Origin of the sequence: Lentzea sp. NPDC042327, assembly GCF_040647275.1 — a bacterium.
Lineage (GTDB): Bacteria > Actinomycetota > Actinomycetes > Mycobacteriales > Pseudonocardiaceae > Lentzea.
Map to the genome: position 1 here is coordinate 437,477 of NZ_JBEZBX010000001.1, position 14,284 is coordinate 451,760.

The window sequence follows — 14,284 nt, forward strand, 5'->3', positions numbered from 1 at the left end:
GCCGCGACCCGCCCCGCAGCGGCTACCCGAGCCGCCACTGCTGGTTCGGCTGTCCCGAGCACGACCACAGCACCAGCAGCGTCCCGTTGGCCGTGGCCCGTCCGGAGGCGTCCAGGCACAGGTTCGACGCCGCGTTGGTGATGGTCCCGTCGGCGTTGACGTTCCACTGCTGGTTCGCGCCGCCGGAGCAGTCCCAGGTCACGACCTTCGTGCCGTTGGTGGTGCCCCAGCCGTAGGCGTCGAGGCACTTGGAGCCGTACCCGACCAGCTGCTTGCCCGCGGTGTACGTCCAGCCCTGGTTGGCGCCGCCGTGGCAGTCCCACAGCTGTGCCTGGGCGCCGTTCGCCGTACTGGACCCCGGCACGTCTGCGCACCGGCCCGAGGGCACGCCCACCAGCCGCTTGCCCGCGGCCACGGGGTCGCCGATGGCGCCCGGCACGGCCCGCAGCGCGGAGTACCAGGTGGCGGCCATCTTGTCGTAGCCGGTCGCGGTCGGGTGGACGCCGTCGATCAGGTCGCCGGTGGTGAGGGCGGCGTGCATGTCCACGAGGTGCACCTTCTTGCCCGCGTTCACCTTGCTCTGCACCATGCCGGGGACCGTGGCGTTGAACGAGCGCGCCGCCGCCTCCTGCGACTGGTTGGCCAGCGGGATGATCGTCGCGACGAACACGTCGGCGTTCGGCACGGTCGCGGTGATCCGGTCGACCAGCGCCGACAGGCGGCCGGGTGCGCCGGCGACGTTGTAGTTCTGGAGCACGTCGTTGGTGCCGATGTGCAGCAGCACGGTGCGCGGGGTCGTGTTGCGCAGCCAGCCGGTGATGTTCGCGTCGATCTGGTCGATGCGCCAGCCGGGGTGCCCCTGGTGGTCGTGGTCGCCCAGCGAGGCGGGGCCGTTGAACTGCGAGCCGACGAAGTCCACCCGGTACCCACCGCCGCCGAACCGCTGCCAGAGCCCGATCCGGTAGCCGCCGGGCACCTGGGTGCCCTCGGTGATCGAGTCGCCCAGCGGCATCACCCGCGTGCCGCCGTTGGACTCGGCGACCGCCGGTGTGGCGGGCAGCAGCGCGGCGGCGACCACCGCGGCAGCCGCCCAGACGGCCTGCCAGGACTTCCTCGGCATCGCGTTCTCCCCTCGCAGCACAACGTTAAGTGAGCGTTAACATTGCAGAGCCGCGCCGGGTCACGTCAAGAACGCGGGCCTGTCACCATCGAATCGATTCGACATCCTCGACGCGACGCTGTGAGCGCTCACATCATCCGGCGACCCGGTACCGGCCCAGCACCATCTGGGCCAGCTCGTCGGCGACCTCGTCCAGCGTCGCGTCGACCCACCCGACGACCCAGTCGTGCATGAGCCCGTTGACGGCGCCGATGATGGCCGCGGCCGTGGTGCGGTGGTTGCCGGGCGGGATCTCGCCGCGCGCGACGGCCTCCCCCGCCAGCCGGTCGATCAGCTCCACCCACAGCGCGCGCCGTTCGAGCCGCTGGCGGTCCATCCGCGGGCTGACGCCGACCACCTCGACGTAGGCGATGCGGGCATGCCGCAGGTCGGCGCACGCGCCCTTCACGTAGGCGCGCACGGCCAGCGGCAGGAACTCGGCCGTGCTCAGGTGCAGCAGCCGCGGCAGGGCCTCGGCGACCGCGCCCGCCGCCACGTCGTTGACGTGCAGGTGCAGGTCGGCGAGCAGGTCCTCCAGAGTGCGGAACTCCTCGTAGAACTGGCGGCTGGACAGCCCCGCCGCCTTGCACAGGTCACCGAGCCGGGTGCCCCGGTAACCGGGCCCCGCGCCGAACATCTCCAGACCGGCCTGCCGGAACCGCTCGCGCCGCTCTTCCCGTCGCTGCGCCGCGTCCTTGCCGCCGTAGCGCCCCTCCGCCGGGGTGATCCTGCCTGCCACGGCACCTCCGTCGACTGGCCCGCGGCGGTTGCGCCCCGCGGGTCTTGTGGTCGGCGTCACTCCGACCCTACTATCCAGTAGCAAGATCTGAACTCGGCCGATTTCAGATCTTCCCACGGGGTGAGTTCCCCTCCGAGACCCTGCGAACCTCGTCCCGGCCGCGGAGCCCGCCCGCGTTCCCGCCCCTCCCGGGGCACCGACTTCACTCGGAGAAGCGATGACCGCCAGTTCCGACCCTGCACGGAAAGCCCTTTCCGGGAGCGCTCTCACGCGCCGCGTCACCCGCGTCGCCGCCGCGGTGACCGTTCTCGCCGCCTGCGTCACCACGCCGGCCGCCGCCGCGGGCGCTGCACCCGACCTGCGCGAGGTGATGTTCGTCGGCAACAACTGGGACGGCACCGCCGACGTCGTCAAGTCCACCGGCGACTTCGCGAGGATCGGTCGCCTCAACGTGATCCCCGACAAGACCCAGCGGCTCACCGAGATCTACCTCAACCCGATCAAGCTCGCGTTCTTCCTCGGCATCCGGCAGGGACCGGGCGAGGGCCACGACCAGTTCGTGGACGACATGTACGCCACGCCCGACGGCACGGCCATGGTCGTCTCCCGCCCGAGCTTCGCCGACGTCGTCTCGATCGAGCTCGCCACCGGCCGGGTCAGGTGGCGGTTCCCGGTGTCGGGCTTCCGCTCCGACCACATGGCCGTCTCCCCCGACGGCACCAGGGTCGCGGTGTCGGCGTCGACCTCCAACACCGTGCACGTGCTGGACATCGACACCGGCCGCCAGCTCGGCTCGTTCCGCACCGGCGACAAGCCGCACGAGAACGTCTTCACCAACGGTGGCCGCTACCTCTGGAACATGTCGATCGGCGAGGTCAACAACGACTTCGACGCCCCGGACCAGGACTGGCTGAAGGGCGACCGGCACATCACCGTGGTCGACACGACCACGTTCCAGACCGTCAAGACGATCGACATGCGCGCCCGGCTCGACGCGTTCGGCCGCGGCGACCTGTCGAACTCGGTGCGGCCCGCGGTGTTCAGCCCGGACCAGCAGAAGCTGTACTTCCAGGTGTCGTTCTTCAACGGCTTCGTGGAGTACGACGTGGCCACCGACCGGGTCACCCGCGTGAAGACGCTGCCGAAGAACCCGAACACGAGCGACGACCGCAAGACGTTCGTCAACGACTCGCGCCACCACGGCCTGTCCATGAGCCCCGACGGCAGCAAGCTCTGCGTCGCCGGGACGATGGACGACTACGCCGCGGTGGTCGACCGCGCGACGCTCGACCAGGGCCCGCTCGTCACCGCCGCCAAGCCCTACTGGGCCACGGTCAGCGGGGACGGCCGCGCGTGCGTGATCTCCGAGAGCGGCTCCGACCAGATCACCGCGATCGACTTCGCCTCCGGGCAGAAGATCGTCTCGGTGCCGGTCGGCGACCACCCGCAGCGCGTCCGCATCGCCCGCATCACCGCCGGGTGGACGGGTCCGACCCGCTGACGACGCGGCCGGGACGCGCGTTCCGGTCCGGCGTGCTGCTCGCCGCCTTCAGTTGGGCGAGCAGCGCCAGCGCGGCCTGCGACGACGACCCGGCCGGTGCGGTGGCGACCACGAGGTTCGGCCCGCTGCCGTTGCCCAGCGTCTGCTGGGTGGCGGTGAGCGGGCGGTGCAGCGGGTCGCGCCGCGGGACTGGCGCTCGCGCCTGTCCCCCGCGCTCACCGAGGTGCCGCGGATCACCGGCAGGCCCGGTGCGCCGGTGATCTCGCTGCACGGTCTGGGCGACCTGTTCGTGCCGTTCTCGATGGAGCAGGACTACCGCGCGGACGTCGCCCGCAACGGCCAGTCGCGGTGGCTGGTGCAGCGGGCGATCCGGACCGTGGACCACTGCGAGTTCTCGCCGGCCGAGGTCGGCACGGCGTGGGACGACCTCGTGGCGTGGGCAGGCCGGGGCACGCGACCGGCCGGTGACGCGGTGGGTGACCGCGGCACCGTCGCCGCCGCCGCGTTCGGCTGCCGGTTCACCGACCGCGCCGCCCACACCGGTCCCGGCACCCGCCGGTTGTTCCCGGCCTGCGCCTGACCGCTCTCACCACCCGTCCAGCGAGGTGTAGAGCATCCCGCCCGCGATGGCCGTGAACACCCCGGCCATTGCGAGCTCGCCCACGAGTCCCCAGCCGCCAGGCCAGCCGTACGCCAGTGCGTGGGTCGTCGCGGACACGGGCACGAAGCTCAGGAACATCCAGGCGAACGTGCGGAACGCCAGCATGAACAGTCCGTCCCACCACCCGAGGAACAACCCCCACAGCAGCACACCCAGGCCGAGGAAGCCCAGGTGCAGCCACCAGCGCAGGGTCGAGCCGGACGTGGGCAGGAACCAGGCCTCCGCGCCCGTCACCTGCACGCCGACCACCTCGCCGCGCCACAGCCGCAGCTCGGCCGCGTCGCCCTCGCGGGCCTTGGAGTAGAAGTCGGACGGCACGTCGCGGGCCCGCCGGGAACCGTCGGCCCGCTGCCAGGTGACCTCGAAGTGGGTGGTGGTCGTGGTGGTCGAGTGACCGTTGGCGTCGGTCTGGGTCGACGTCGTGGTGTAAGTGCGCCGGTCGGCGATCGAACCCCGCTCGGTCTCGAAGCACCCGCCCCCACCCTGCTCGCACGCCGCGACCGCGCGGAACTCGCGCGTCTGCCGGTAGGGCTCCGCACCACCGATGAGCGCCACGACCAGGACGCCCAGACCACACGCCGTGACGAGCCACCGGACCGGGGACCTGCCGGGCAACGAGACTCGCGGCAGGCCGCGGCGCCGCCAACGCACCTTCACGGCATTCGATGCTAGTGCTACCGGCGGTGCCGGCGAATGGACAATTCAGTGACAGAAAAGGACTTCCGCCACTGGTCCACTTCCGTCAGCGCAACTCCTGCCGCGCCCACTCGGCGAAACTCGTGAGCGGCAGCCCCAGCTCCCGGGCGAACTCGGGACGGCCCACCATCGGGGTCTCGTTCAACCGGTCGTGACCGGCCCCCATCTCCGGCATCCCGGCGGCGAACGCCTGCTCCTGCGTCAGGTCCGGCGCGGCCAGCTCCCGGCCGAGCACCTCCGAGAGGACCGCGGCGATCTCGGTCATCGACAGGTGGTCGCTCGCGAGCTCCAGCTCCACCCGGTCGAACCGCTGCGGGTCCGCGACGGCCGCGGTCACCGCCGTGCCGATGTCCCGCACGGCGACCAGCGACAGCCGGGTCGCGGGCTTGACCATGCTGACCAGGCCGCCCTCGACGCCGCGCGGGAACAGGAACGCCGACGACGGCAGGAAGTTCTCCATGAAGAAGCCGGGCTTGAGCAGCGTCCAGCGCTCGAACCCGGCCGCGCGCAACCGGTCCTGGACGGCGGCCTTGGTGGTCATCGCCGCGGCCCTGATCGGGTAGCGCTCGTCGACGACCTCCCGGTCAGCACCGTCCACCGTGGTCTGGATGAACTGCCGGACGCCCTGCTCCCGTGCGACCTCCATCAGGGTGACCGCCTGCGCGAGCTCGCCCGCGAAGTCGAACCCCCGCTCGGTCAGCGCGGCCATCTGCACGGAGAACACCGCGCGGACGCCCTTGGCGGCACGGGACAGCGACTCGCGGTCGTCCAGGTCGCCGGCCACGAGCTCGACCCCCAGTGCCTTGGCGCGATCGGCGTCCGGGTCGCGGACGAGCGCGCGCACCGGAACACCCGCCGCGGTCAACGCACGGACGGCGGCGCCGCCCTGCTTGCCGGTGGCTCCTGTCACCAGAACTGGTGCGGACATGACACTCCTCAACAGCGAGAACGTAAACGGCGGGGCCCGCCGTTTATCGCTCGGCTACGATATGGCGGCCCCCGCCGTTTACGCAAGCACGAGGTTCCCATGGTCGAGAACCAGCGCGCCGACGCCCGGCGCAACCACGAGCGGATCCTCGCCGTGGCCGAGCGAGAGGTCGCCGCCCACGGCGCGAGCGCGTCGCTGGAGCAGATCGCCCGCGTCGCCGGCGTCGGTTCGGCGACCGTGCGCCGCCACTTCCCCACCCGCCAGGCGCTGCTGGAAGCCGTGTCGTGGCACCGGGTCCAGGCACTGTGCGACCGCGCCCGCGAGCTGACGGGGACCGGTGACAGCAGGGACGCGCTGCTCGCGTGGCTGACCGAGGTGGTGGCGTACTGCGTCACCGCACGCGGACTCGCCACGGCACTGGCCTACGAGGGCGACCCGGTGCACGGCAACTCGTGCGCGGGAGCCCTGGAGGAGGCGGCGGAACCGTTGCTGCGCAAGGCGGTCGAGGACGGCGCGGTCGCGCGGGACGTCACGGTCGTCGAGCTGGTGACGTTGGTCGTGGGGATCGCGATGGCCACCGAGGGGCACCAGGACCCGGCCGCCGCGGCGCACCGGTTGTTCGCGCTCGCCGTGGCGGGGATCGGCCCCTCCCGCTGAGCGGGGGTGGTCCCAGCAGGTGAGCGTTCACCCGGAACGATCGGGAGGCGAGGTAGCGTCCGTCGCTGTGCCCCCGGTACCGCCATCGGGGTGCGTTCGCCGAGCAGTGAGGAGACGAGCCGTGCGCCGTCGTATGCGTGGCACCGCCGTTGCCGCGATCGCGTTGACCAGCCTGATGGTGGTGAGCGCCTGCGCGAAGGACTCCGGGGGCGGCGGCACCGCGTCGACGTCCACCGGCGCGGCCTGCGAGCTCGCCACCCCGCCCACCGCACCCCCCGCGGCGAGCACCAGCGCGAAGAACAGCGAGAAGGTCGACGGCAGCGCGCTCAAGATCGGCCTGGCCTACGACATCGGCGGCCGCGGCGACGCGTCGTTCAACGACCTCGCCGCCCTCGGCTTCGACCAGGCGATCAAGGACCTCGGGGTGAAGAAGGAGAACACCCGCGAGCTCTCCGCCGCGCCCAACGAGGACGAGACCGCCAAGCAGACCCGCCTGCGCCAGCTCGCGAGCGAGGGCTTCAACCCGATCGTCGGCGTCGGCTTCGCCTACACCGAGTCGCTGAAGGTCGTGGCCCCGGAGTTCCCGAACGTCCGCTTCGGCCTGGTCGACTCGGCCGTCGAGGGCGCCCCCAACGTCACGCCGCTCGTGTTCGCCGAGCAGGAGGGCGCGTTCCTGGCCGGCGTCGTGGCCGCGTACCAGAGCAAGAACTGCCACGTGGGCTTCGTCGGCGGTGTCGACATCCCGCTGATCCAGAAGTTCGAGGCCGGCTACGCCCAGGGCGCGCGCACCGCGGCCCCGAAGGTCAAGCTGGACAAGAAGTACATCACCCCGGCCGGCGACTTCACCGGCTTCCAGGACCCGCCGAAGGGCCAGGAGGTCGCGAAGGGCCTGATCGACAAGGGCGCCGACGTCCTGTACCCCGCCGCGGGCGCCTCCGGCATCGGTGTCTTCGCCGCGGTGAAGCAGGCGGGTGTCCTCGCCGTCGGCTGCGACGCCGACCAGTACAACCAGCCCGCGCTGGCCGCCAACCGGGACGTGATCGTCGCGTCCAGCCTCAAGCGCGTGGACGTGGCGGTGTACGACTTCTACCGCGCCGCCGCGAAGAACGACCTCGCGTCGCTGCCGAAGGTCTTCGACCTCAAGGTCGACGGCATGGGCTACGCGACGTCGGGCGGGAAGGTCGACGAGAAGCTCAAGGGCGTCCTGGAGGCGTACAAGGCGCAGATCGTCGAGGGCAAGATCACGGTGGCGCAGCAGCCCTGACCGCGGCGCACCCGTTCCCGGGGCACCGTCACCTGACCGGTGCCCCGGTGTGAGGGTGCCCGATGGGCACTTCGGCGGCGATCAGGTGATCCCCGAGTCGCCGCCGGAGTGGAATCGCATTCCCGGTCAGATGTTTTCCACCCGACCCGCTGAGCTGTTGGGGCGGACGTCCCGCGCACGCGGGTGACGGGGAGTGCCCTGCCGCGCCGGTCTCCCTAGCGTCTGCGGTCTGTTCCCGGACCGGGGAACATCCCACCGCAGAAGGGATCCGCCCGTGCGAAGACGATTGCCGGCAACGCTGCTCGCGGCCGTGCTCGCCGGAAGCGCGCTCACCGCCACCACCGCGGTCGCCCAGCCGCTCGCCTCCACCCTCACGAAGACCGTCCAGGGCGTGTCCGACCCCGCGGCGCACGGCGACACCGCGACCTGGGTCGTGTCCTACGCCGGCGGTGCGGACGGTGCCGCCACCATCACCGACCCGATCGGAGCCGGCCAGGCCCTCGTGCCCGGTTCGCTGCGCGTTCCCCCCGGCTGGACCGGCACCGAGGGCAACCCGGTCACCGCCACGAACCCGAACGTGCGCAACGGTGGCACCGCTCTCTCCAGCCTGCTCACGCCACCGGTGCAGGCGAGCGCCAACGCCACCGGCGGCGACGGTTTCACGCCGATCCTGCACCGCACGCCGGACGGGCGGCTGCAGTCGTGGAACGTCTACCACCACCTGGCGCCCGCCAACCCGAAGCTCGTGTGCACCGACCTCACCACCAACTCGCCCTGCCCCGGCGGTCCGTGGCCGCGGCCGCTCAACACGGCACCCGGCCCGTTCGGCACGGGTGCGACCGGTGACATCGGCAGCCCGCTGGAACCGCAGTACGTCCGCGACGAGGCGAACCCGGCGCGGGTCTACTACTCGGCCACGACCGCGACCTCGATCGGCGTCGGCTGCCTCGACCTCGCGGCACCCGGCAACTGCGGGTACTGGCCGCTCGCGGCGCGGTCCGCACAGGTCTTCGAGATGGCCGGGCTCGTCCAGGTCGGCGGGAACCTCTACGGCGTCGCGACGTCCGGTCAGGTGGTGTGCTGGACGGTCGCCACGCAGAGCGCGTGCGCCGGTCAGCCCTACGCGCCGGTCGTGCCGCCGAGCAACAGCGGCGGCTACTACCTGGGCGCGCTGACCGTCGCCGCGGGCAAGGTGTTCGCGTCGTCGTCACAGCCCGCCGGCACCGTTCCCGTGCTCGGCTGCTTCGACCCCGCCACCACCACCGCGTGCACGGGCTGGGCGACCGCGAAACCGGTCGGTTCCTCCGGCAATTACACCTACAACGCCTACACCGCTTACAGCTCAACGGGTGCGGAGGTCGGCGCGTGTTCCAGCACGACCGGGGTGAACACCACGGTCTGCTACGCCGTCGACGGGTCGCCGCTGGCCGCTCCGGCCGGTCCGACCGGGCTGGAGAACGGCGTGATCGTGTTCAACCCGGAGGTGATCCGCACCGGCAACCGGGTGCGCAGCTACCTCGGCATCTGGCGCGGCCCGTACCTCGGCGCGACGGTCTGCCACGACTGGAGCACCGGCACGTCGTGCGCCGGGATGCCGGCGCGCATCCCGCACCCGACGGTCAACGGCGGTGACACGAGGGACTACGGGTACGCCTACGACACCCCCACCGGCTGCCTGATCGGGCTGGGCGACGCGGGTGTGCTGTTCTCGATGGATCCTGACACGGGGGCGTCGCCCTGCGTTCGCAGCGGCGCCTCCGTGTCGCTCACCCCGGCGCAGTTCTACTGCGACGGCAAAGCGCACCCGGTCGCGTACACCAGGGCACGCCTGGCGGGCGTGACCCCGGCGAACGTGAACTTCGCGGCGTCCAGCGCGAAGGTCGTCGACCAGGACGGCAACCCGGTCGCCACACCGGGTTTCGCACCGGACGGCACCGTGGACCTGAGCGGCGTGACGGCCACGTCGGTCACGGTCACGGCCTCGCTCGTGCTGAACAACGCGGCGGACTTCGGTGGCGGCAACCAGCCGGCGCTGGTCGTGGAGTTCACCGGTGACGCACCGCAGGTGTGCTTCCGCACCACGATCGCCGCGGAGTGCACCGTCACGTCGGTCGCCAACACGGCCGGCGGCACCGACGCGACCGGCTCGTTCTCGTCCAACACCGTGACCCGGCAGATCGCGCCCGGCCCGGCGTGCCTGCCGAACGTGGTGGTGAACAAGGAGATCTGCGGTTCGCACACGCTGGCGCACTGCACGGCGGGCGGTTCGGGACCGTGGCTGAAGGAGGCACCCGTGGGCGTGCTCGGGCTGTTGAACGCGACGGCCTACTGGCGCATCACCGTGACCAACAACGGCCCGATCCCGATCACGGACGCGTACGTGGTGGACGACGTGGAACCGTCCTGCCAGACCGGACCGTTCACGTTGCAGCCGGGCCAGTCGAAGCAGGTGCACTGCTCGACGTACGCGCTGCTGTCGCTGTTCCCCTTGACCAACAAGGCGAAGGCGAAGTACACGCCGGTGAACGGCACGCGGCTGTACAGCGACTGGTCCTCGGCGAAGGCCTGCTCGCTGCTCTGCCTGCTGAGCTGAGGTGGCCGCGGATCGCGGTGCCGAGCACCTCCCCGGCTGACGTCCGGGTGCCGGAAATGCCTGTGCGGCAGGCGTTTCCGGCACCACCCGTTCACCGGGCTACGACTGCGCCACCGCCGAGAAGACGATCGAGTGCCACCCGGTGGCACCGTCGGGGACCGGGGCGGCGCGGTCGTTGGTCTGCGTGTACCCGGTGCGGTCGGTGGCCCGGCATTCGACGGTGTGGCCGCCCTCCGGCAGGTCGAGCTCGATCCGCCACATCCGCCACGTGTCGATGTTGACCTCGGTGGCGAGGGTCGCCTGCTGCCACGGTCCCCCGTCGACGCGGACCTCGACCTTGTCGATGCCGGTGTGCTGGGCCCAGGCCACCCCCGCCGCGACGAACCGGCCGGGCGGGACCCGTTCGAACGGCTTGGGACGGTCCACCCGCGACATCGGCTTCACCGGCGCCTTCTTGGCCCACCCGCGTTGCGCCCAGTACGGGTCGAACGCGTCGAACGTCGTGAGCTCGGCGTCGACCAGCCACTTCGTCGCGGAGACGTACCCGTAGAGACCGGGCACGACCATCCGGACGGGGAACCCGCGCTCCACCGGCAGCGGTTCGCCGTTCATCCCGATCGCCAGCAACGCACCGCTGCCCGGCGCCATGATCGACGCGACCGGCGTGCCGCAGGTCCAGCCGTCCACGCTGCGGGTCGCCAGCTGGTCAGCGCCGGGCCGGACCCCCGCCTCGCGCAGCAGGTCCGGCAGTGACACACCGATGAAGTTCGACGTCGAGATGTACGGGCCGCCGACCTCGTTCGAGACGCACACCAGAGTGATCGTCTTCTCGACCAGCGGGCGGCGCAGCAGGTCGTCGTAGGTGAGGACCATCTCGTTGTCCACCATGCCGTGCAGGCGCAGCCGCCAGTCCTCCGCGCGCAGCTTCGGCACGGTGAGAGCGGTGTCCACGCGGTAGAACTCGTCGTTGGGCGTGATGAACGTCGGCGTGCCCTCGCGGGCGAAGTCGGCGTTGAACGGGATCTCCGGCGCCTTCACCCCCGGCTGCAACCGGATCGCGCGCCGCGACGACTCCACGTCGACCCGCCCGATGAGGAACTGCCCTGCGGACGCGGCGATGCCCGCGCCCACCGCCACACCGGCCGTGGAGAGCAGGAACCGGCGCCGGTCCGGGGTGGCCGCAGGCTGCGCGGGCGCCGGGTCCGGGGTGCTCGCAGGCGTCGCGTCCGGTGCCCCCGTCCCAGCAGCGGACGTCGCCCCCGCCCCGGCCGCACGAAAGTACAGCCAGCGGAACGCCACCGCCCCGACGACGAGGCTGGTCACCGGCGCGAGCACGGACAGCGGTGTCGTCGTCGGCCGGGCCACCACGGCGGCGAGGCCCAGCAGGCCGAGCAGCACGGCGATCCCCACGCCGGGCCACGGGCTGCGCCGCGACAGCAGGCCCGCCACCACGCCGATGACGGCCAGGACGACCGCCATGCCGGCCAGCAGCACCAGCTTGTCGTTCTCGCCGAACGTGCGGATGGCGAAGTCCTTGACCGGGTGCGGCGTCAGGTCGATGGCGGTGTTGCCGACCGCGAGGAACGGCGAGGCCAGCGGGTTCACGAGCGCGGCCACGAGGTGTCCGGCGGCCAGCGCCGCCACCACGGAGACCAGTCCGATCAGGACGGTTCGGGTTGCCTTCACACGGGTGGTTCGCAGCGGGCAGCCGTGCGGCTTGGTCTGTCACCCGATGGGCCCCGTGCGCCCCGCCCCGCGGTGGGCGAGGCGGGGCGCACGGGCGCGGCGCCGTCCCGAACCGGCTGAACCGCATCTGGCGGATCCGCGCACCCGACGTCCGCACGACGGGCCCGCCGCGGTTCGCGTCCGGGGCCCGTGTCAGCACATCGTGTGACCGGCTGTTGACACTCCGGTAATCTGGGAGCGCTCCCAGACCTGCGAGAGGAGTCTTCATGCGAAGGGCCGTTCGTTCTTTCGCCGCTGCCGCCCTGCTGGTCGCAAGCACGGTCGTTGCGACAGCGGGACCGGCACAGGCCGATGTGACGATCTGCGACCAGTACGGGTCGACCACCATCCAGGGCCGTTACGTGGTCCAGAACAACCGATGGGGCACGTCCGCGCAGCAGTGCATCAACGTCACGTCGTCCGGTTTCCAGATCACCTCCCAGCAAGGCTCCAGCCCGACCAACGGGGCGCCGGTGTCGTACCCGTCGGTGTTCCTCGGGTGCCACTACACCAACTGCTCCCCCGGTTCGACGCTGCCGATGCAGGTCAGCCGCATCCGCAGTGCCACGTCGTCGATCGACTACCGGTTTGCCGGCGGCACGTACAACGCCTCGTACGACATCTGGCTCGACCCCACGCCGAAGACCAACGGCGTGAACCAGATGGAGATCATGATCTGGTTCAACCGCCAGGGCTCGATCCAGCCCATCGGCAGCGCCGTCGGCACGACGAACATCGGCGGCCGGAGCTGGCAGGTGTGGCGCGGCAGCAACGGGTCGAACAACGTGATCTCGTACGTCGCCCCGTCGGCGATCAGCTCGTGGTCGTTCAACGTCATGGACTTCATCAACGACGTGCGCAACCGCGGTGCGATCACCAGCTCCTGGTACCTGACCAGCATCCAGGCCGGGTTCGAACCGTGGAACGGCGGTGTCGGCCTCGCGGTCGGCAACTTCTCCGCCTCGGTCAGCGGCTGAGCCGGCCACCGCTGCGCGCGGCGGCTACTCGCAGCCGACCGCGCGCAGCGCGGCCAGCACCAGCGCACGGGTGGCGGTGACGACCTCGGCCACGCCGACCTGCTCGCGCGGGCCGTGGGCGAGGCGCACGTCGCCCGGCCCGTACTGCAGCGTCGGGATGCCCGCCGCGGCGTAGAGCCGCAGGTCGCTGCCGTACGGGGCACCGCGTTCCGCGGGGCGGGCGCTGCCGGTCACGTCCGCGTGCGCGGCGCCCACCAGGGCGGCCAGCGGGTGGCCCGCCGCCAACCGGCCGCTGGCGAACTGACCGCCGGGCCACGTGACGGTGGCCGGGTGGGAGCGCAGCCACGGGTCCGCGGCGCAGGCCTCCGCCACGCACTGCTCCAGCTCGGCGCGCGCCAGCGCCGGGTTCTCGCCGAGGCGGACGCCCAGCCGCCCCTCCGCCACCAGCAGGTCGGGCACGCTGCTCGCCCAGTCGCCCGCCCGCACCGTGCCGACGGACAACGGGTACGGGACCGGGTACTCGGCCATCAGCGGGTCGGCGTCCGCGTTGCGCCGGGCCTCCAGCCGCGCCAGCGCGTGGTGGATCGGCAGGTAGGCGTCGATGGCGCTCATCCCGGCGTAACGGGTGCTGCCGTGCGTGGCCTTGCCCGGTACCTCGACGCGGAACGTGAGCGCACCGGCGTTCGCGGTCATCAGCACGCCGCCGGTCGGTTCGGTGATGACGCAGGCGTCGCCGGTGTGGCCGCGCCGCAACGTGCCGAACGCCCCGAGCCCGCCGTCCTCCTCGCTGACGACGAAGTGCGCCGCCAGCGTTCCCCGCAGCTGCGCCCCCGACGACCGGATCGCCGCCAGCGCGGCGAGGACCACGACGAGACCGGCCTTCATGTCGCACGCACCGCGCCCGTGCACCACGTCGCCCGCGACGCGCGGCTGGAACGGGTCGCCCTCCCACTGGGCCAGGTCGCCGGAAGGGACGACGTCGACGTGGCCCTGCAGCACGAGGGTCGGCCCGTCCCCGCGCGGCCGGGTGGTGGCGGCGAGGCCCCACGCCTCGTCGCGCGGGGCCTCGCCGCCGGGGAACAGCGGGTCGGATCTCAGCTCCGCCAGGTCCATCGACCACAGGTCGACGTCGAGGTCCAGGTGTTCCAGCCGGCGCGCCAGCAGGTGCTGCAGCTCGGACTCCGCCGCGCTGCCGGTGATGCTCGGCACCGCGAGCAGCTCCACCAGCGTCCGGCCGATCGCCGTCTCGTCCACGGCGGCCAGTGCGGCCGCTTCCACGTTGCTCAGGTTCACGAGCCGTGACAGTAGGTTCGATCTTGGCGCGCAAACAATCGTCATCTTCGCCGAACTGGCCCCAATTATTTGCAATCTTCCGGCTGTATTG

At 71.8% G+C, this 14,284-nt stretch carries 13 protein-coding genes; 6 read left to right on the forward strand and 7 right to left on the reverse strand.

Annotated elements, in window-relative coordinates; translation table 11 throughout:
* Positions 1 to 22: 22 nt before the first annotated feature.
* Entirely contained in the window at positions 23 to 1,120 is a 1,098-nt protein-coding gene (locus tag AB0A63_RS01645) for a ricin-type beta-trefoil lectin domain protein (protein ID WP_360384137.1), read from the reverse strand.
* 133 nt (positions 1,121 to 1,253) lie between these two features.
* Entirely contained in the window at positions 1,254 to 1,898 is a 645-nt protein-coding gene (locus AB0A63_RS01650) for a TetR/AcrR family transcriptional regulator (RefSeq protein WP_360384140.1), read from the reverse strand.
* 217 nt (positions 1,899 to 2,115) lie between these two features.
* On the opposite strand from AB0A63_RS01650, the gene AB0A63_RS01655 reads away from it, so the two are divergent.
* Positions 2,116 to 3,399 carry a PQQ-binding-like beta-propeller repeat protein gene (locus AB0A63_RS01655; RefSeq protein WP_360384143.1) on the forward strand — a complete coding sequence of 428 codons (1,284 nt, stop codon included), beginning with the start codon at positions 2,116 to 2,118 and terminating at the stop codon, positions 3,397 to 3,399.
* Here the strand turns inward: AB0A63_RS01655 and AB0A63_RS01660 are convergent.
* A complete protein-coding gene (locus AB0A63_RS01660; protein ID WP_360384146.1) occupies positions 3,368 to 3,670 on the reverse strand; it encodes a hypothetical protein in 303 nt (100 codons plus the stop codon). The two genes, AB0A63_RS01655 and AB0A63_RS01660, sit on opposite strands and share 32 nt — an antisense overlap.
* Here AB0A63_RS01660 and AB0A63_RS01665 point away from each other — a divergent pair.
* Positions 3,656 to 3,979: a hypothetical protein gene (locus tag AB0A63_RS01665; protein ID WP_360384149.1), complete on the forward strand. Its 324-nt coding sequence runs from the start codon at positions 3,656 to 3,658 to the stop codon at positions 3,977 to 3,979. The genes AB0A63_RS01660 and AB0A63_RS01665 overlap by 15 nt on opposite strands.
* Positions 3,980 to 3,985: 6 nt before the next feature.
* Here AB0A63_RS01665 and AB0A63_RS01670 read toward each other — a convergent pair whose 3' ends face one another.
* On the reverse strand, positions 3,986 to 4,717 hold the full coding sequence (locus tag AB0A63_RS01670) for a hypothetical protein (RefSeq protein ID WP_360384152.1): 732 nt from the start codon (positions 4,715 to 4,717) through the stop codon (positions 3,986 to 3,988).
* A gap of 85 nt (positions 4,718 to 4,802) precedes the next feature.
* The gene (locus tag AB0A63_RS01675; protein WP_360384154.1) at positions 4,803 to 5,684 is read right to left on the reverse strand and encodes an NmrA/HSCARG family protein; all 882 of its coding nucleotides are present in this window, start codon (positions 5,682 to 5,684) and stop codon (positions 4,803 to 4,805) included.
* A gap of 99 nt (positions 5,685 to 5,783) precedes the next feature.
* Here AB0A63_RS01675 and AB0A63_RS01680 point away from each other — a divergent pair, with 99 nt between their 5' ends.
* The 3 genes from AB0A63_RS01680 (at position 5,784) to AB0A63_RS01690 (ending at position 10,198) form a co-directional block, all read left to right on the forward strand.
* Entirely contained in the window at positions 5,784 to 6,341 is a 558-nt protein-coding gene (locus AB0A63_RS01680) for a helix-turn-helix domain-containing protein (protein ID WP_360384156.1), read from the forward strand.
* Between the two features lie 133 nt (positions 6,342 to 6,474).
* Positions 6,475 to 7,605, forward strand: a complete 1,131-nt coding sequence (locus AB0A63_RS01685; protein WP_360384964.1) for a BMP family ABC transporter substrate-binding protein — start codon at positions 6,475 to 6,477, stop codon at positions 7,603 to 7,605.
* Positions 7,606 to 7,879: 274 nt separating this feature from the next.
* A complete protein-coding gene (locus AB0A63_RS01690) occupies positions 7,880 to 10,198 on the forward strand; it encodes a hypothetical protein (RefSeq protein ID WP_360384158.1) in 2,319 nt (772 codons plus the stop codon).
* A gap of 99 nt (positions 10,199 to 10,297) precedes the next feature.
* Here the strand turns inward: AB0A63_RS01690 and AB0A63_RS01695 are convergent, their stop codons facing one another.
* Positions 10,298 to 11,884, reverse strand: coding sequence for a molybdopterin-dependent oxidoreductase (locus AB0A63_RS01695; protein WP_360384160.1), 1,587 nt, complete (start codon positions 11,882 to 11,884; stop codon positions 10,298 to 10,300).
* Positions 11,885 to 12,150: 266 nt separating this feature from the next.
* Here AB0A63_RS01695 and AB0A63_RS01700 point away from each other — a divergent pair, with 266 nt between their 5' ends.
* Entirely contained in the window at positions 12,151 to 12,900 is a 750-nt protein-coding gene (locus tag AB0A63_RS01700) for a glycoside hydrolase (RefSeq protein ID WP_360384162.1), read from the forward strand.
* Between the two features lie 24 nt (positions 12,901 to 12,924).
* On the opposite strand, the gene AB0A63_RS01705 is transcribed toward AB0A63_RS01700, so the two are convergent.
* Complete coding sequence (locus tag AB0A63_RS01705) at positions 12,925 to 14,193, reverse strand: ArgE/DapE family deacylase (protein WP_360384164.1); 1,269 nt, start codon at positions 14,191 to 14,193, stop codon at positions 12,925 to 12,927.
* Positions 14,194 to 14,284 lie beyond the last annotated feature (91 nt).